This window comes from Rhizobium sp. P2_G9, assembly GCF_056403475.1.
Window position 1 is genome coordinate 1 of sequence record NZ_JBFUFK010000060.1, and the last position, 18,534, is coordinate 18,534.

Annotated in this window: 15 protein-coding genes; 6 read left to right on the forward strand and 9 right to left on the reverse strand. The window is 62.7% G+C overall.

Annotation, left to right across the window (positions count from 1 at the left end; genetic code table 11):
* Positions 1 to 95: 95 nt before the first annotated feature.
* Positions 96 to 1,337 (forward strand): calcium-binding protein, encoded by a 1,242-nt coding sequence (locus tag AC1DYF_RS34800; RefSeq protein WP_477882727.1) that lies wholly within the window; start codon positions 96 to 98, stop codon positions 1,335 to 1,337.
* Positions 1,338 to 1,603: 266 nt separating this feature from the next.
* Positions 1,604 to 3,298, forward strand: coding sequence for a tetratricopeptide repeat protein (locus AC1DYF_RS34805; protein ID WP_477882728.1), 1,695 nt, complete (start codon positions 1,604 to 1,606; stop codon positions 3,296 to 3,298).
* 90 nt (positions 3,299 to 3,388) lie between these two features.
* Here AC1DYF_RS34805 and AC1DYF_RS34810 read toward each other — a convergent pair whose 3' ends face one another.
* The 3 genes from AC1DYF_RS34810 to AC1DYF_RS34820 all read right to left on the reverse strand — a co-directional run bounded on the left by AC1DYF_RS34810 (position 3,389) and on the right by AC1DYF_RS34820 (position 7,160).
* Entirely contained in the window at positions 3,389 to 4,651 is a 1,263-nt protein-coding gene (locus AC1DYF_RS34810; RefSeq protein WP_477882730.1) for an MFS transporter, read from the reverse strand.
* 199 nt (positions 4,652 to 4,850) lie between these two features.
* Entirely contained in the window at positions 4,851 to 6,038 is a 1,188-nt protein-coding gene (locus AC1DYF_RS34815) for an MFS transporter (RefSeq protein ID WP_477882731.1), read from the reverse strand.
* Between the two features lie 147 nt (positions 6,039 to 6,185).
* The gene (locus tag AC1DYF_RS34820) at positions 6,186 to 7,160 is read right to left on the reverse strand and encodes a nucleoside hydrolase (RefSeq protein WP_477882733.1); all 975 of its coding nucleotides are present in this window, start codon (positions 7,158 to 7,160) and stop codon (positions 6,186 to 6,188) included.
* A gap of 316 nt (positions 7,161 to 7,476) precedes the next feature.
* Here AC1DYF_RS34820 and AC1DYF_RS34825 point away from each other — a divergent pair, with 316 nt between their 5' ends.
* On the forward strand, positions 7,477 to 8,247 hold the full coding sequence (locus AC1DYF_RS34825; protein WP_477882734.1) for an SOS response-associated peptidase: 771 nt from the start codon (positions 7,477 to 7,479) through the stop codon (positions 8,245 to 8,247).
* A gap of 269 nt (positions 8,248 to 8,516) precedes the next feature.
* Here the strand turns inward: AC1DYF_RS34825 and AC1DYF_RS34830 are convergent, their stop codons facing one another.
* On the reverse strand, positions 8,517 to 8,801 hold the full coding sequence (locus tag AC1DYF_RS34830; protein ID WP_477882735.1) for an acylphosphatase: 285 nt from the start codon (positions 8,799 to 8,801) through the stop codon (positions 8,517 to 8,519).
* Positions 8,802 to 9,023: 222 nt separating this feature from the next.
* Between AC1DYF_RS34830 and AC1DYF_RS34835 the strand changes: the two genes are divergently transcribed.
* Positions 9,024 to 10,709, forward strand: coding sequence for a putative bifunctional diguanylate cyclase/phosphodiesterase (locus AC1DYF_RS34835; protein ID WP_477882736.1), 1,686 nt, complete (start codon positions 9,024 to 9,026; stop codon positions 10,707 to 10,709).
* A 192-nt stretch (positions 10,710 to 10,901) separates the two neighbouring features.
* Positions 10,902 to 11,372: a hypothetical protein gene (locus tag AC1DYF_RS34840; RefSeq protein ID WP_477882738.1), complete on the forward strand. Its 471-nt coding sequence runs from the start codon at positions 10,902 to 10,904 to the stop codon at positions 11,370 to 11,372.
* A gap of 23 nt (positions 11,373 to 11,395) precedes the next feature.
* On the opposite strand, the gene AC1DYF_RS34845 is transcribed toward AC1DYF_RS34840, so the two are convergent.
* Positions 11,396 to 11,701: an addiction module antidote protein gene (locus AC1DYF_RS34845; protein WP_477882739.1), complete on the reverse strand. Its 306-nt coding sequence runs from the start codon at positions 11,699 to 11,701 to the stop codon at positions 11,396 to 11,398.
* A 530-nt stretch (positions 11,702 to 12,231) separates the two neighbouring features.
* Here AC1DYF_RS34845 and AC1DYF_RS34850 point away from each other — a divergent pair.
* Positions 12,232 to 12,846 carry a dihydrofolate reductase family protein gene (locus AC1DYF_RS34850; protein WP_477882740.1) on the forward strand — a complete coding sequence of 205 codons (615 nt, stop codon included), beginning with the start codon at positions 12,232 to 12,234 and terminating at the stop codon, positions 12,844 to 12,846.
* 110 nt (positions 12,847 to 12,956) lie between these two features.
* Here the strand turns inward: AC1DYF_RS34850 and AC1DYF_RS34855 are convergent, their stop codons facing one another.
* The 4 genes from AC1DYF_RS34855 to AC1DYF_RS34870 all read right to left on the reverse strand — a co-directional run bounded on the left by AC1DYF_RS34855 (position 12,957) and on the right by AC1DYF_RS34870 (position 17,837).
* Positions 12,957 to 13,655, reverse strand: coding sequence for an ABC transporter ATP-binding protein (locus AC1DYF_RS34855; protein ID WP_477882742.1), 699 nt, complete (start codon positions 13,653 to 13,655; stop codon positions 12,957 to 12,959).
* Positions 13,652 to 15,502, reverse strand: coding sequence for a branched-chain amino acid ABC transporter ATP-binding protein/permease (locus AC1DYF_RS34860; RefSeq protein WP_477882743.1), 1,851 nt, complete (start codon positions 15,500 to 15,502; stop codon positions 13,652 to 13,654). Before AC1DYF_RS34860 ends, AC1DYF_RS34855 begins: the two co-directional genes overlap by 4 nt.
* A gap of 13 nt (positions 15,503 to 15,515) precedes the next feature.
* A complete protein-coding gene (locus AC1DYF_RS34865; RefSeq protein WP_477882745.1) occupies positions 15,516 to 16,391 on the reverse strand; it encodes a branched-chain amino acid ABC transporter permease in 876 nt (291 codons plus the stop codon).
* 99 nt (positions 16,392 to 16,490) lie between these two features.
* Positions 16,491 to 17,837 carry a substrate-binding protein gene (locus tag AC1DYF_RS34870; protein ID WP_477882747.1) on the reverse strand — a complete coding sequence of 449 codons (1,347 nt, stop codon included), beginning with the start codon at positions 17,835 to 17,837 and terminating at the stop codon, positions 16,491 to 16,493.
* Positions 17,838 to 18,534 lie beyond the last annotated feature (697 nt).

An 18,534-nucleotide genomic window follows, 5' to 3' on the forward strand; every position in this document is an offset into this window, starting at 1 on the left:
GTCGTGGGTGATGCTATTTTTTTCAAGTCGTGGGTGATGCTATTTTTTTCAACTCCGGCTCTGCTGGCACCCACACGATCGATAATTCGGGAACCGTGGGAAATGGGATTCAGTCGTCGGTCGCCGCAACCAGTGCGACATCCGTCGAACTCGTGACCAATACCGGCATCCTGCGCGGCGGCCTCGACCTCGCCGGCGGTAACGACATCGTCCACAACGAAAGCGGCATCATAAAGGGCAGCACCGATCTCGGGGATGGCGACGACCAGTTCTATGGCGGGCTGACAGCCGTGACCGTCAGCGGCGGCGATGGTGTCGACACGATCACCGGCGGCAGAGGCGACGATGTGATCGATGGCGGCAATGGCGCAGACAGTTTCGGTTCTCCGCAAAGCCTCGACGGCGGTGCGGGCAATGACGTGATCACCGGCGGGGCCGGCTATGACCAGATCCATGGCGGCACCGGCACCAATACTTTGAGCGGCGGCGGCCACAGCGACGACTATTATGTCGACAGTCCCACCGATGTGATCGTCGAGGCAGCGGACGGCGGCGACGCGGACTATGTCCATGTCAGCGTCTCCTATACATTGACGGCAGGCGCTCACGTCGAATTCATGGTGACGACCAACGACGCCGGCACCGATCCGATCAACCTCACCGGCAATGAACTGGCGCAGGCGATCTACGGCAATTCCGGCGACAATATCCTCGACGGCGGCGGCAATGACGGCGCCCAGGACGACCTGGTCGGCCTGGGTGGAAACGACACGTATGTGCTCGGCAGCGAAACCCTGGACACGGTCACCGATAGCGCCGGCATCGACACCATCACCTCGACCATCAGCCGCAATCTCGCCGACTTCGCCACGATCGAAAACCTCGTTCTGCTCGGCGCCGACGACATCGACGGCACCGGCAACGGGCTCGCCAACATCATCACCGGCAATAGCGGCAAGAACGTGCTCGACGGCGGCGGTGGCAGCGATACGCTGATGGGCAATGGCGGCAAGGATACGTTCGTGTTCGACACGGCGGCCAAAGGCTCGAATGTCGACACGATCAGCGATTTCAGCCACAAGGACGATACGATCGACATCGACGATGCGGTCTTCAAGGGGCTGGCATTGGGGACATTGTCGAAGGACGATTTCAAGCTGATCGCAAGTGCTAGTTCGACCACAGGCGTCGATGCAAGCGACCGGATCCTCTACGACAAGGCGGATGGCGACCTCTATTTCGACCGGGACGGCGCGAAGGGCCATTTCGACCGGGTGCTTTTCGCGCATGTCACGGATAACGACAAGCTCAACCACGCGGATTTTCATATCGTCTGACGGAAGGCTGCCGCGGGTTTTTCTCCCCCAAGGGGGGGGAGAGGACGCGCGGCGCCCTCCCTGGCTCAATTGGGACTCCGTGGGTACGGCGTCGACGATCATGTCGCAGAATTTCGCCAAGGCCGCTCAAACCTCGATCAGAGCCTGCCCAGATTCCGGCCGGGCCGGCTTGTCAGACTGCCGGGACAGTGCAATCTTGGCCCAGAACCCGCCCTGGAAACGACGATGCCCGCAGTCGAAGGCCCGTGCAAAGCGGAGCTCCCGGAATGACCGTCAATCGCCGCCTCGCCGTGATCCTGATGGCCGATGTCGTCAACTATTCCCGCCTGATGGAAGCAGACGAGGCGGGCACGCTCGAGGCGTTGAAGGAGCGACGGAAGGCAATCCTGGAGCCGACGGTGCAGGCGCATGGCGGGCGCGTCGTCAAGCTTATGGGCGATGGGGTGCTGATCGAGTTTGCCAGCGCCGTCAACGCGGTCATGGCGGCCATGGAATTACAGGAGAAGTTCGGCGCGGCCAACAAGGCGCTGGCGCCGGACCGCCATATCGTGCTGCGCATCGGCATCAATCTCGGGGACATTATCGGGGAGGGATCCGACATCTATGGCCATGGTGTCAATATCGCCGCCCGCCTCGAAGCGCAGGCGCCCCGGGGCGGCATTCTGGTGTCGGACGCGGTGCATGCACAGGTCACGGGCAAGATCGGTGCCGATTTTTCCGTCGCGGGCGAGTTGCGGCTGAAGAATATCAGCATGCCGATACGGGCCTGGCGCTGGTCCGGATCGGAGGCGACGACGGCGGCGATACCCGCGCCCGCGAGCGCTGACGCCAAACCGACGGTCGCCATCTTGCCCTTCACCAACCTGATCAGCGATCCCAAGCAGGAGTTCTTCGCCACCGGCATCGGGCTTGATCTGGAATCGTCGCTGAGCCTGATCAGCGGCATCGAGCTGCGCGCCGACAGCGCCGCCGCCGGCTTGCATCTGACCGGCAGCGTGCGCGCCGCGTCGGGCCAGATCCGTGTCAACGCGAGGCTGGTCGAGGCGGCCGGCGGCCGGCAGCTTTGGAGCGGCCGGTTTGAAGGCGGCGACGACGACATCTTCGCCTTGCAGGACGAAATCACCCGCCAGGTCGCGGTTGCCATGCAGGTCAAATTGACCACCGGCGACTTCGCACGGCTGTGGGACGGCCAGACGCGAAGCCTTGCCGCCTGGGAACGCTGCGTCGTCGCCAACCAGCACCACGAGCGGTGGTCCGAAGCCGACAACCGCCGCGCCCGGGACCTCCTGTACGAAGCGCTTGAGATCGACCCGGACTATATCGGCGCCAAGGTGCTGCTGGGCAAGACCCTATGGTACGACGCGCGCTACTATGCTGAGGGCGACGACCGCGAGCGGGCGCTGGCCGAGGCGGAGCGCATCGCCAAGGAGGTGCTGGAGCAGCGCCCGGACACGGCCATCGCGACGATGCTGCTGGGCGGCGTGGCATGGCTGCGCGACCGCCATGACGAGGCGGTCTCGCTCTGCCGCCGCGCTGCCAGCCTCAGCCCGAGCGACCCCTGGGTGCTTGGCTTCTCCGGTCTGATCTCAGTCTATTCCGGCGACCCGCGCGAAGGGCTGACCGTGCTCGAGCGTGCGGCGCATCTGTCGCCGCAGACGCTGACCTGGATCCATTTTCACATAGGCCATGCCCGGGCGTGGCTGGGCGACGACGAAGGCGCGATAGAGAGCCTCGATCGCTATATCGCGGCCAATCCGCAGGATAGCTGGGGCTATCTGATGATGGCGGTCATCCATGGGTTCGCGGGACGGACCGATAATGCCCGCCGCGCCGTTGCGGACGCTGTGCTGAGGCAGGCGGACATCGACCAGGAGCAGGTCCGGCGCTCAAACCGCTACCGCGACCCCGAACGGTCGGAACGGGTGATCGCAGCGCTGAGCGCAGCCGGACTTCCCGCCTGACATGCTCCAGACATCGCGCCGGGGATCCTTTGCCAGGACCGTTGCGCCGTCAATCGAAAGAATTGTCGCGAGGCGGGAAGGCCCGCCTCTTTACACCGCGACCGTGTCTTGCCGCCGCTGACGCAGCTTCGGCCATAGGATCAGCCAGCTCACCAAAGCAAGGTTGACGCAGTTCCACAGAAAGCCGTGCAGGAAGGCCAGGCGGTAGGAGCCGGTGGCGTCGAAAATGTAGCCGGCGGCGAGGCCGCCGCAAGCCATGCCAAGCACAGTCGCCATCATGACCAGGCTGATGCGGATGCCGGCCTCGCGTGGCGGCAGGTATGTTCGGATGATCACCGCATACATCGGAACGATGCCGCCCTGGAACAGCCCGAACAGGCCGGAGATCATGTAGAGCGACGACTTGCCGTTGAAAAACAGGTAGAGCAGCAGCGCCAGCGCCTGCATGGAGGAGCCGAGGATCAACATCGGCCCGGCGCCGATCCGGTCCGCAAGCGCGCCGGATGCCAGGCGGCTGACCACACCCAGTCCAAGCATCAGGGCGACGATCTCGGTCCCCACGGCCACGCCATAGCCGAGATCGCCGCAATAGGCGACGAGATGAACCTGCGGCATCGACATGGCCATGCAGCAGGCAAAGCCGGCGACGACGAGAACGGCCTGCAGGACATTGGGGTTCAGGCCCAGCGCGTTGCGGGCTGTCTCCGTTGCGGCCTGGGCCTGGGCATAGGTCGCGGTCGGCAGGCGCCGCTTCAACAGCAGGCCGATGGGCACCATCACCAGCGGGATGAACACGGCAATGCCGATATGGATGGACCGCCAATTGTGCGTGGTGAGGAAATGTTCGATCACCAGCGGCCAGACGGCGCCGGAAAGATAACTGCCCGAGGCGGCAAAGGCGACCGCGAGCCCCCTGTGCCGGGAAAACCAGAGTGAGAGATCGGATATCAGCGGCGCAAATCCGGCCGCCGATCCCAGACCGATGACCAGCGAAAAGGCGGCGAATTGCCAGATATTCGTGGCGAGCGCCGTCATGATATAGCCGGTTGCGAGCAGCAATGCCCCGACCAGCACCGGCGCGACGATGCCGACCCGGTCCGCCAGGCGCCCCATCACCACGCCGCCAAAGGCAAAGCCAAGCATCGTGCAGGTATAGGGTAGCGAGGCACCGCCACGCGCCGTGTCGAATTCGACCTGCAGGGTCGGCAGTAGCACCACGACAGACCAGTTGCCGACACAGGCGACGGTGCCGAGAATGAGCGTGAGCAGGAGCCGCCACCAGGCATAGGCGGAATCGACCTCGCCGGCGCCAGAGCCGCCTGCGGCAGCCGGCTTCTTTTCAAACGTGGCCACGGCAGCAACTCCCTGGGTCTGATGATCAACGGAAGGCGCGTTCGAAATGCCGCCGGTACATCCGTTCTATAGAACGAAGTGTGGTGCTTTGGATACCGGTGCGACCGACACGGGCGCGACCGCGCGCGCCGTCGGGGCGGTTCCATGTCGGCTGAGCGGGGATCCGGGCAATCGCCGGATCAGCTGGTCGCGCCGGTGATCAGGCCCTGCGCCGGGACCAGGCAAGCGCTGCACCGCTCAAGGCGCATAGTCCCAGGCATAGACCGAAGATCGACCAATATCCAAACCAATTGGCCCAGAGGCCGGTACCGAGGCCTGAAAGTAGGACGCCGACGCTCACCGTGTTGCCGAAAACCGCGGAGGCGGCTCCGGCCCGGCCGGGCAGCAATTCCTGCACCATCGTCATGCCGACAATACTGATGACGCCGATTCCCGCCGCCCTGAATGTCTGTCCGACATAGAGCGAGGTCAGTGTCGGCCAGGCCAGCGCCAAGGCAAAATATCCGGCGAAGAGAGCAAAACCGAAGACCAGCAGCCGATGACTTCCCGAAAGGCCCGGCCTGACAACGAACACGGCCATCACCAGCACTTCAAGCCCGGCGCAGAGACTGAACAACAGTCCCACATCGTCCTTCGAGCCGAGCTGTTGGGCGACAACGATCGCCATCGCATTTGAACCCATGAACATCGCCGTATGAAATGCCGACAGTGCCAGAATGGCGGGCGCCGCCTGCAGGACTGTGGCCATGGTCAGCGCCTGTCGGGTTTCCGCATCGCCAGGCAGGACCTGAATGCGGCTGACGATCACGACGGCCAGGGCGGACGCGGCCAACAGCGCGGCGCCGACGAATACGCCTTCGAATCCCAGCGAGGACACCAGCACCGCTGCGATCGCCGGGCCGACCGCCCAGATGAGCGAGGATGCAAGCCGCAGGCTTGCCATGCCGCGCGACACCGTCAGGCCGCCGGCCCGGTCAAGATAGCCCTTTGCCAGTGCAAACAGCAGCGCATAGGAGGCAGAACTCAGGCCGAACAGGATGGCGGCATCCAGCACCAGCATCCAGATCTCGGTGAGCACGGCACATAGTCCGAAGCCGACGGCCTTGGCCAGCAAGGAGACAGCCAAGGGCCAGATCACCGGCCTTCGGTCGTGAAGATGCCCGAAGATCGAGGTGACGATCAATCCGGACACCGCCGATGTCGTCAGGAAGCCGCTGAGCGCCAAGGGCGACATTCCGATCTTTTCGACGGCCAGCAAGGCTATGTAGCTTCCGGCCATCGCCTCGGAAAGCGTGGCAAAGAGGATCGCGGTCATGGCGGGAATGAAGTGACGTACCCCAAACAGCGCAACAGTCGAAGTGGCGTCAAATCCGGCATTCGTCGTCATGACCGTTCCTATGCTGCAGGAATCAACAGGGGCCGTCGAAGTCGCCATGAAGCACGCGTGTTTGCCTGGATCTGACAGCATATCGGGGCATAGGCGACACATGCGAGCGCCTATCGCGCGCCCGGCAGCCAGCTGCACGCCGGCACCTCAACCCTTCGCCCTGGTCAGCCGCTCGACGGCGTCGACGATCATGTCGCAGAATTTCGCATGGTCGAGCTGCATCGCCACGGTGTGGCGGAAATCGCGCTGCTCGCTGGCCGTGCCGCCGAAATGGTGCATGCCGCCCATTTTCTCGAAATTGCAGACCGTCATGCCCTTGGTCCAGCGGCCGGCGATCTCGACGCGGATATCGGCCTTTTCGGTGGTGAACACGCTTGGATCGATCAGCGCCGCCACGCAGCAGGCGTCATGAACGGCGGGATAGGCGATCTGCAGCAGGCCGCCATGGGTGGTGGCGATGAAGGCCCAGATATCGAGGATGAACTGGCTGATCGAACCGCCGATGGCGCGGACTCTGTCCTGCAGCTCCGGCGTGGCCTGGGCCTGGTGCGTCAGGTCGAGCCCGACCATGGTGACGTCCCACTTGCCGCGGAACACGACATCGGCGGCTTCCGGATCGCCATAGACATTGAACTCGGCAGCCGGGGTGATGTTGCCCCGCATATAAGCGCCGCCCATGACCACGACCCGCTTCACCCGCTCGATGATGCGCGGTTCCTTGCGCATGGCGAGCGCGATATTGGTGTAGGGACCGACCGGCACGAGCGTGACGCTCTTCTCCTCATGCGCCATGACGGTGTCGATGATGAAATCCACGGCATGACGCGGGTCGAGCTCGAACGAGGCGGGCGGCAGCACGGGCCCATCGAGCCCGGTCTCGCCATGGATCTCGACGGCCAGCACCTGGTCGCTGATCATAGGCCCGCGCGACCCCTTGGCCACGGGCACCTTGATGCCATAGGCGGTGCAGACGGCCAGCGCATTGCGCGTTGTGTTGTCGACATTGTGGTTGCCGGATACGGTGGTGATGCCGAGCAGGTCGATCGCGGGATTGGCTGCCGCCAGCAGGATGGCGATGGCATCGTCATGGCCGGGGTCGCAGTCGAGGATGATCTTTTCCATGGGGGGCTCAAGATTGGGTGGTGGGGCTTCCGACGACAGCTTGCTCGACGCCTCGCTCATGCAGCGAGCGAAATGCCTTGCGAGATTAGCATAGGAGTGTGCTTTGGGCGAACAAGTCTTGATCGTGATGCTGAGGCTCGGACCCGCGAGGAAGCGCTCGCTGCGATTATCAAGCTTGCTGAAAGCAGGCAGTTGCAAAGACCTGCCGGCGATGACATGGACATCATGGTTTCCGGCCTGCTGACGCAATGGTTGAACCCGAAAGCTTGACTCCCGTGATCACCAACGCCAGTCTCTCCGTGAACGGAGTGTGGCCATGTGCGGCCGGATTTACATAACGACATCACTGGAGCGAATGCTCTCGTATTTCGGCTTCAACGATATCGATGGCGTGCCCGACGTGGAAGCGCAGCTTCCACGGTGGAATGGCGCTCCCGGGCAGATGTACCCGATCATCATTAATGCGGCCTCCGAAAACAGCGAAGTGTTGGGCCGACGCGCCGTGAACGCGAAATGGGGATTTGTGCCGCCCTGGTCGAAGGACGGCAAGGGCGATGGGCGGCCGCCGCCTATCATCGCAAGATCCGAGACGGTCGCGACGAACGGCATGTTCCGGCAATCGTACAAATCGAAGCGCTGCCTGGTGCCGATCTCCGGATTTTTCGAATGGAAGGACATTTACGGCACCGGCAAGAACAAGCAGCCCTATGCCATCGGCATGGCCGATGACTTGCCGTTCTGCCTCGCTGGCATTTGGTCGACCTGGCGCGACAAGGTGACCGGGCTCGATCTGCGCAGCTTTGCGGTGCTTACTTGCGAGCCCAATGCTTTGATGGCGCAAATCCACGACCGGATGCCTGTCATACTACATCGCAAGGACTATGACAGATGGCTCGGCATCGAGCCCGACCCGCACGATCTGTTGGTGCCCTATCCAGATCATCTCATGAAGATGTGGAAGATCGGTTCGAAGGTCGGAAAGCCGGCGAACAACACGCCGGACATCATTGATCCGATCGATGATGACAATGATGGGGGAGATGGACCGCCGGCGCCATCAGGTCCGGAGCAACCAACACTCTTCTGAGCGGGCGGCCGCCCCTTCGGCAATGAAGGACAACAATGGGCGGTCATGCATGTAGATGCGTTTCTAGGCTATCCGGATGTGGTCGAATTCCTCAAGCAGCGGTTACACGATTATCTGATCGTCCAATAATTCGTGCTCTTCGCCGGGTCCGCTCAGGGGCAATGCGGCCGCTCCACGCCAGTCCCGTCCGACCAGCGCCCCGCTCTCGCCGAAGGCCATGACGGTCTATCGGCCTGCAAAATTTGAACGTGCACCGAGCCCCCATCGGGTCACCGCAGCACGCGGAAATCGCCGGGCACATGGTCGGGATCGAGCGGTTCGCTTTCAACGCTGGTCACCGCTGCACCGGGAGGGCCGTTGTGGAAGCGTTCCACCATTCGATCGACTGCCGATCGCGTGCCTGCGATCGCGGCGCTGACGCTGCCGTCGGCTTCGTTGCGCACCGTGCCGCGCAATCCCAGACGCTTTGCTTCGTGAATCGTCCAGGCGCGATATCCGACGCCCTGCACGCGGCCGTGAACACGCACCAGCAATGCCTTTTCGCCTTCACTCATGCGCGGCTCCCATTTGCGCGGCGAATTCTAGCGCCCACGATCCCAGTTGTCTCGCTGCCTTTTTGCAGAATGTATCCCGGACGTATCGTGAATCTGCAATGGTCGACAGCGCGCCGCTTGAGGCAAAACCGCACAATCAGCGGTTTGATTCACCTTTTTCTAAAGTCGTTGGCCTATCATGCCAGGGCGTAGCTTTTGACGAACGATCGGATAGCGAAGACGATGACGACGCGGCGCAGCACCGCCAGCACGGTGGCCAAATTTGCCGAGGCGACAAACCTGTCGCTGATCTCGATCGACAGCAAGGGCGATATCGAATTCGTCAATCCGTCGGCCTGCGCGCTGTTCGGCTATCGGAAGAGCGAAATGATCGGCCGGCCGATCACCATCATCGTGCCGGAGAGGATGCGCGGCGCACATATGGCCGGCCTGGCGCGGGTGGCCGCCGGCGAGAAGCCCAATCTCGGCGGCAAGACGGTCGAGGTCTCGGCGGTGAAGAAGGATGGCAGCGAATTTCCGATCGAGATCACCCTGTCGATCTGGGAAGGCAAGGGCGGTCTCTGCGCCGGCGCCGTGATCAAGGACATTTCCGAGCGCCGTGAGCGCGAGAGCCGGCTGATGCGGCTGGCATCGCAGGACACGCTGACCGGGCTCAGCAACAAGCATCAGTTCATGCAGCTGCTCCAGGACCGCCTGTCCTCCGGCCATGCGGCGACGGCCATATTGCTGGACCTCGACGGCTTCAAGGATGTCAACGACACGCATGGCCATGGCGTCGGCGACGCGCTGCTGCAGGCGGTCGGCGTGCGCCTGCCTTATCTGCTGCGGCCCGATGCCGTGGTGGCACGGCTGGGCGGCGACGAATTCGCCGTGCTGCTGCCCGAAACGGCCGATCCGCTGGCAGCACAGAAAGAGGCGGCCGATATTCTCGAAGCGTTCCGCAAGCCCTTTCATCTCGGCGGCCTGGTGCTCGACCTCGCCGCCAGCCTGGGCATCGCCATTGCGCCGCATCACGGTAGCGACGCCGAGGAATTGCTGGCCAGCGCCGACTTCGCGCTTTATCGCGCCAAGGCCGCGGGTGGGCGCTGCTACAGATTGTTCGACCAGTCGATGCGCAGCGAGGCGCAGGCCCGCCGCGCCATGCGCGACGAGCTGCGCAAGGCCCTGAATGAAGGCCAGCTTGAAATGTACTACCAGCCGCAGGTGCGGCTGGCCACGGGGGCGGTGATCGGCTTCGAAGCGCTGATCCGCTGGAACCATCCGGAGAAAGGCCTGCTCACGCCCGGAGCCTTTCTGCCCGCGCTCGAACAAAGTGCCTTGGCGCTCGAGATCGGCTGGTGGACGCTCGACGAAGCCTGCCGGCAGATCGCCCGCCTGAACCGCCTGGGCCATGCCGTCAAGATGAGCGTCAATCTGTTCCCGACCCAGTTCCGCGCGCTTAACCTGCGCGACAAGGTGGCCGATGCGATCGACCGGCACGGCATAGGCGCGTCAGCGCTCGAGCTCGAAGTCACCGAGGAAGTGGCGCTGAATTCCGACGAACGGTCGCTCAAAACCCTCAACGACCTGCGCGACATGGGCGTCGGCATCGCCTTCGACGATTTCGGCACCGGCTTTGCCTCGCTGAGCTCGCTGCAGCGCTATCCGCTGACGACGCTGAAAATCGACCGCGCCTTCATCCGCGACATCCAGGCCAACACCTCCGATGCCGCCATCACCCGCGCGCTGATTGCCATGAGCCGCGACCTCGGGCTCGAGACGATCGCCGAGGGCATAGAAACGGCGGAGCAGGAAGCGGCCTTGCTGGCGCTCGGCTGTCCGGCTGGTCAAGGGTATCGCTTCGGCCGGCCGATGCCGGAAGAGGATGTGGAGCGGTATCTGGGGCAGGGTGTTTGGAAGAGGGCGTGAGGGGCGGCCGTGCCTTGGGCGAGATCACCAATTTCGGGACGGCGGCGGCGCCCTGTCGCATTGTCTATATGTGCGATCCCGAGGGCAACATCCTGGAGATCGAGCAGGGGTAGGCTTGGCTCGAAATGCCTGGGTTTTGAAGTGCCGCTGTTGCATTCGTGATGTGGCGCGGCTACGATCCAGTGTGGTCCAATGGCGCCGCCTTCCGCTGCCATCTATCGACCCTTGCATTACCCGACGATGAGCAACGACAGGCCAATCGACCTGAATGCCGACTTTGAGGCGGCATTCATCTACCCGTTTTCGACGCACTATTGGCAAAGCAGACGCGGGCGAACGCATTGGACGTGGATGGAAGGATGGCAGGACAGCATAGCCGGGCCAATTTGGAGCATCGTGAAGCAAGGCGGTTGCGCCTATGTCTATGACCGCGATGACTGCTATTTTGCCGAGGTCAGCGATCCCGCCACATTACACGCGTGTCTCAAGCAAAAACACCAAGGCTTGAGAGCGGGGATAAGCCGGTTTGCCCCGGCTTCCCGGAACGAAGAGATGGATCTGGCATCCATGCACCGGTTCGCCACCGCAATGTGGACCGTCGTGGAAAACGCGATCGAAATAGAGCGACGTCGGTGGGCTGCGGAGCGTGCCCAAAGTGCCTGATTCTGGCCCTTCAACGACTGCCATTATTGGTGGGCCGGAGTGATCGCAAACCGTAGGCCCAGGGCCGCAAGCGTCTTGTTGATGGTTTCCATTTTGGGGTTGCCCTCCTTGGAAAGGACGTCATACAGATTTTCCCGGCTGAGGCTGGCTTTTTTGGCAATTCCGGCCACACCACCCTCCCGGGCTTTTGCGACATGGCGCAAAGCCTCTCGGAAAAGCTCCATATTGCCGCCCTCCAGTATTTGCTCCAAGTAGAAAGCAGCGTTTTCACGGTCGCGCAAAAGCTCGTCCCGCTTGCCGGCGTCATAAGGTTTACTCGCCTGGGTCATTGCTTCACTCTCCGACTGTCGTCTTCAAGATATTCCTTTGCCCGTCAAAGGACGTAAGCAAAGGCATCTGTGGCTACCCCCCTCTGTCCTGCCGGACATCTCCCCCTCAAGGGGGGAGATTGGCAAGCGGCACGCTTTTCGCCTCAAATCCATGTCGAGTACAGGGTGCGGGGCAGAAGTTTTGGGCAGGGCGATGCCCCATCCAATCTCCCCCCTTGAGGGGGAGATGCCCGGCAGGGCAGAGGGGGGTACCGCCATGCGCGATGGGCCAAAGAAGATCTTCTACAGCTTGGTTCCCACATCCTGCCCTCACATGGGAATGCATCGCCTTCCGTGGCACGGATGTGCAGCCTTCTCCGCAGCGCCATGACCGTCCTGATCAGTATAACTGCGCAGACTAAGTCGACAATCCCCTGCCAAGCCACGATCTTGACCTTCACCCGAAATTGATCTTCGATTTATCCGCATCGCTCTGTCGGAACCCATCCACACCGCCCGTCCTTGGACCATACCAATGCAAGGAGATCCAAATGCGAGAATTGATCCTGACCATGTCCATGTCGCTCGACGGTTTTGTCAGTGGCCCCAAAGGCGAGATTGAATGGATATTTTCCGGCGACCAGGAGGCGATTGCCTGGAAGGTGGAGAATGTCGCCAATGCCGGGCTGCATATCATGGGCAGCCGCACCTTTCTCGGCATGGCTTCCTATTGGCCGACCTCGACCACGGTGTTCGCGCCGGCGATGAACACGATCCCCAAGGCGGTGTTTTCCAAACAGGGGGCGGCGATCCTCGAAGCGCCCAAGATGGTGGAGACCGTCGTGGCAGGTGTTGCGTCGCTGAAGCGGCAGGCCGGGGCGGAGAGCTGGGCCGAGGCCACTGTGCTGAGCGGCGATCTGGCCGAGGAGATCGACCGGCTGAAGGCGATGGATGGCAAGCCGATCATTGCGCATGGAGGTGCCACGTTTGCGCGCAGCCTGATCGCCGGCAATCTGGTCGATCGCTATATGCTGATGGTCTATCCGATCGTGCTGGGCAAGGGCCTACCGATCTTTGCCGATATTGCCGCGCCGCGGCCGCTGGAGCTGGTCAGCACGAAAGTGTTTCCGAAGGGGTCGGTGACGCAGATTTATCGGCCGGGGTGAGTGCGGTCGAGAGGGGCGTTCAGGCGTCCCTGGTGGGCTGGGCCGACACATGGGCTGGCTCCGTCCTGTCCTTTCGAGCCCATTGCAAGGCGGTATTTCAGCCGACGTCTCTACACGCCGAGATAACGGCTGAGGATGGCCGGTGTGGCCTTGATGTCCTGCGACGTGCCTTCGCTGACGATATGGCCGTTGTTGAGGATATAGACGCGGTTGGCAATGGAAAGCGCGGCGGCGATGTTCTGTTCGACGATGACGATCGTCTGCCCGGCCGCTGCCAGGGTCTTGCAGGTCGCCAGCAGGTCGCGGACGATGATCGGGGCCAGGCCCTCGAAGGGCTCGTCCAGCAGCAGCACTTTCGGGTCGCGGATCAGCGCGCGGGCGATGGCCAGCATCTGCTGCTCGCCGCCCGACAGGTCCGTGCCGCGGCTTGTCCGGCGCTCTTTGAGGCGCGGGAACATCTCGTAAATGCGCTCGAGCGGCCATTTGCCCCTGGCACTCAATCCGGCGAGCACGAGGTTTTCCTCGACATTGAGGCTGCCGAAGACGCGCCGGTCCTCGTGCACGAGCTGCATGCCAGCCTGAGCGATGGCGTGGCTTTTCTTGCCGGCGATCTCCATACCATCGAACTTGACCGAGCCGGATTTCGGCGTCACCACGCCCATCAGGCTTTTCAGCGTCGTGGACTTGCCGGCGCCGTTGCGGCCGAGCAGCGCCACGACCTCGTTGCGCTCGACATGCATCGACACGTCGAACAGGATATGACTGTCGCCATAATAAGCGTTGAGCCCTGCGACCTCCAGAAGACTCATTCGAACACCCCGTGCATGCCGCCGAGATAGGCTTCCTGCACCTTTTCATTGCTCTTGATCTCATCGGGCGTGCCTTCCACCAGCACGCGTCCTTCCTGCAACACGGTGACCTTGGAGACGAGCTCGAACAGCGAATCCATGTCATGGTCGATGACGACCATGGTGCGGCCCTGGCTGATCGATTTCAACAGGGCGACCGTTTCCACCCGCTCGCGCGGGCTCATGCCGGCAAGCGGCTCGTCGAGCAGCAACAGGCTGGGCGACGAGGCCAGCGCCAGGCCGATTTCGAGCCGGCGTTTTTCGCCATAGGCGAGGTCGGAGACCGGCGTGTCGACGCGGCCGGTCAGATTGACCAGTTCGAGCGTATGCTCGACCTGGTCCTTCAGTTCCGGCATCTTCCTCATATTGCGGAACAGGTCGAGCCTGAACCGGCCGCGCAGTTCCGCAAGCGCGGCGACGGTGACGTTTTCGCGGACCGTCAGCCGGTTGAACAGCTGGTTGACCTGATAGCTCTTGGTCAGGCCAAGCTGGCAGACATCGGTGACCGACATGCCGGTGATGTCGCGGCCTTCGAAGACGATTCTGCCGGAGGATGGCGGCAGCTCGCAGGTCAGCATTTTGAAGAAGGTCGACTTGCCGGCGCCGTTCGGGCCGATAATGCCGTGCAGTGCGCCATGATTGACGGAAAAGTCGATATTGTTGTTGGCGACCAGGCCGCCGAAGCGCCGGGTGAGGCCGGTCGCCTGCAGGATCGGGCCGCCCACATTGTTTTCCGTATGGCGGTGGGCTGGGGCTGCCGGGGTCGGCGCCATCTTCGCGGCCGCCGGCTGGGCGACAGGCTCCGGATTCTGCTCCTCGGGTTCGCTCGTGGCGCGCTTGCCGGTGGCGAGTGCATAGAGATCCACGACGCCGCCGATCAAACCGTGGCGCAGGAAGCAGACCAGAAGCACGAAGACCAGGCCGAGCACGAGCTTCCAGGCGGCGCCGAGGCCAAGGGCGCCCTGAAGAAAATCCTGCAGGAAGAGCCAGACCGCGGCGCCCAGCAAGGGGCCGAACAGGGTGCCGGTGCCGCCGATCGCCGCCTGCATGACCAACTGGCCGGATGTGTCGAAGGTAAAGGCATCCGGCGGCATGAAGGCCTGGAGAACGCCGAGACAGCCGCCGGCAAAGCCGGCATAGGCCGCGGCAATGACGAAGGCCGCCAGCTTATAGCCGTGGATGTTGTGACCAACGGCCGTGGCGCGCAGCGGGTTCTCGCGAATGGCCCTGAAGATCGCGCCGACCGGCGAGCGCACGATGCGCAAAGCCAGCACGATGCCGATGAAGTAGCACGCCGCCAGGAACTGGTAGAGCGCCCAGCCTGTATCGAAATTGAGCGTGGTGAAGCCGAGCGGCAGGCTGGGTGTGGGCACGCCCGGCAGGCCGTTTTCGCCACCGGTAAAGTCCGCCAGCGGATTGAACTCGACGAAGAAGAAGACTTCGGCGATCGCAACCGTGATCATGGCGAAGTAGATGCCGGTTCGCCGGAGCGCGATCAGGCCGATGAGATAGCCGACGATCCCGGCCGCGATCATGCCGATGATCAAGGCGGGGATGACATAGGGAAAGCCGGCTATCGTCAAGAGATAGGCGGCGACAAATCCGCCGGTGCCGTAGAAGGCCGACTGGCCGAACGACAAGAGCCCGGTGAAGCCGAACAAGATGTCGAAGCCGATGCCGAACAGGCCCCAGACGAGGATGCGGTTGACCGTGTTCGGCGCGAAGCCGAGATGGGGCAGGATGAAGGGGGCGATCAGCAGACCGGCTGCGGTCAGCGCCTCGATCAGGAAGGGACGGGATTTCAGCATCAGGCGACCACGCTCATTCTCTGCCCTGGCTGCCGAGCAGGCCGCGAGGCCGCAGCACCAGCACCAGCGTCATCGCCGCAAACAGCATGACATAGGCGTAGCCGGGGTTGACCATGGATGTCAGGCTGATGATTTCGCCGGCAATCAGACCGCCCAGCACAGCACCCGGAAATGAGCCGACGCCGCCGATCACCACCACGACGAAGGTTTCGACCAGGATGTCGTCGCCCATGCCCGGCGTCAGCGACACGACGGGCGCATTGATGATGCCGGCAAAGCCGGCGGCCATGGCGCCGATGCCGAAGACGATCATGAACACGCGGTGGACATTGATGCCGAGCGAGGAGACCATGACGGAATCCTCGATGCCGGCGCGCACGATCATGCCGAGGCGCGAGCGGTAGAGAACCAGAAACAGGACGATCAGCGCCACCGCGACAATGCCGACCACCGCCAGGCGATAGGTGGGGTAGAGCATGAAACCGAGCGGCGTAATGCCCTGCAGCAGCGGTGGCGGCGGCACCATTTTGGAATCGCTGGAGAAGAAGAAGCGGACGATCTCGACAAAGCAGATGCCGATGCCGAAGGTGACCAGAAGCTGGTCTTCATCCGGGCGGTCATAGAAGTGGCGGATGACCAGCCGCTCCATCAGAAGACCGACGATCATCACGAACAGCGAGCCGGCGATCACCGCGACGACGAAGGAGTCGGTATATGTGTAGGCCACATAGCCGGCATAGCCGCCGAGCATGAACATTGCGCCATGTGCGAGGTTCAGCACGCCGAGCGTGCCATAGATGATCGTCAGACCCGAAGAGATGAGCGCCAACAACGCCCCGAGCGCAAGGCCGTTGAACAGTTGCGAGACGAAATTAGCCCAATTGATCATAACGGCTTACCGGATCCCCTTGTCGTTCGCCCGGCCCCTCGATGGGGCGGGCAGGTAGCGCGGGCGGCAGGGCCGCCCGGCCCGCTTCGATCCGATAGGTCACATATAGTCGCCAAGCTTGCAGCCGAAGGCATCCGGCTTCTGCATCAGGCCGTCGCCGGGCACGATCTCGACGATGTCGTAATAATCTTGCTTGTTCTTCATATCCGCCGCCTTCTTGCCCTTGACGATCATCACGGGCCGGACGCACTGGTGGTCTTCGGGACGATAATGGACATCGCCGGTCAGCGAAGGGATCGTTTCGCCCTTTTCATAGGCCTTGATCACATCCGGCGGATAGAAGCTGCCGGCCTCTTCGACCATATGCGCCCAATGGGCGAAGCTGACATAGGCGTTTTCGGCGCCCCATTCCGGCTTGTAGCCGTATTTCTTCTCGAATTCGGCGTTGAACATCTTGGCGAGCGGAAACTTGTCCTCGACCGTCCACCAATATTCGGTGGCGGCATAGACGCCTTCCATCAGGCCGCCGGTTTCGCGCGCCAGGAACGGCACCTGGTAGGGCACGACGAGCTTCATCTTGTCGAGCACGCCGAACTGCTTGGCCTGCTGCATCGACAGCACCGCATCGTGACCCCAGTTGACGTTGACCAGCACGTCGGCGCCGGAATTGGCGACATTGAGCAGGTAGGAGGAGAAATCCGGCGTGCCGAGCGGCGAAACCTGGTTGGTCACGGTCGTCCAGCCGGCATCGGCGGTCTTGTCCTGCATCGACTTGGTGACGGTGTGGCCATAGGTATAGTCCGGCGTCATATACGCCACCTTCATGTTCTTGCCGAACTCTTTGATAATGACCGGCGCGATGGCGGAGGCGGCGGTCTGGCCGAAGAAGTTCTGGCGCACGCCGTAACGCACGCAATCCTTGCCGGTCGTGTCGTTCGAGCCGGAAATGCCGCAGACGAACAGAACCTTTTCGCGCTGCGCCAGCTTGTTGAGCGCCACCGCGACGGCGCTCGACGTGCCGCCGGTGATCATGACAGCCTTGTTCTCGCTGATGAAGCGTTGCTGCGCCTGCACCGCTTCGTTGGGCTTGGCGGCGGAATCGGCGACGCCGAGTTTCACCTGCTTGCCAAGCACGCCCTTGGTCGTCTTGGGCGAGAATGCCTTGATCAGCTCGTGGCCGGAATTGATGTGGTCGATGGCGAGCTGGTAGCCCTTGAGCTCATCTTCGCCCTGCACCGCATAGGTTCCGGTGCGCGGCACCGAGGCGCCGACAAACACGGTGTCGCCCTGCGATCCGGCAGGCCAGGTGCCGATGGCGGGCTTGTCGTCAGCGAAGGCGGATCGGGCAAAACCCATGGGAAGCATCGCCGCGCCGGCCATGCCCGCGCCGGTCAACAGGGTCTGGCGACGGGTCCAGATGGCGGGTTGCTTTATGCTGTCAGACATTCAAGTTCCTCCCTTGCCTTTGCGGCGCACTTTGGCGGTACACGGTTTCATATGAGGAGAGCTCCCGCGACGGCATGGCCACGCTCAACGGCGCAGTCGACGTCGTACGATCCGGATCGGCTCCTCCAACCCGTTCCGGATGCGGACGTGAAAGCGATCGCGCTGACCGCTTCCTGAATTCGAGCTGATCTGGAACTCGGACGAGTTCCAATGCAGGCGCTTGCAGTTTTGCTGGTCTTTTTGACCAAACGCAAGAAGTTTGTTGGCCTTGCAAGGCCTTGGCAGGAGAGGTGCGTAAGGGCCTCGATCCCGATTGCCGACGACGATCCGCTTCCCTCAGCGCGGGGACGAGCGAGCAGGCCGGACCGCTCAAACCGGTTCATCCGCAAGTCGCAATTGGGCCTATGTCGCACGATCACCTCCTGCTTCGGTCGCTCCCACCCGCTCTGCATTGCAGGGCGGCGCGCAATATGCGCCCGGCTTCACCCGTGGGCGAGAGCGGCTCTACAGGATGCCTGGTGTGCAACGAGACTCCTGCGAGGCTTCGAACGCGGTGCAGGCCGGAATGTTCCGAGAGCGGCCGCAATGGCACAGATCCGGTCGACGAATTTGCCGGACCGGCAATGTCGGCCATTTGCACTTTGGTGTATGCTCGCGCGCGTCTGGGGATGAGCGGCAGCACGCGGGGGGGGGACGC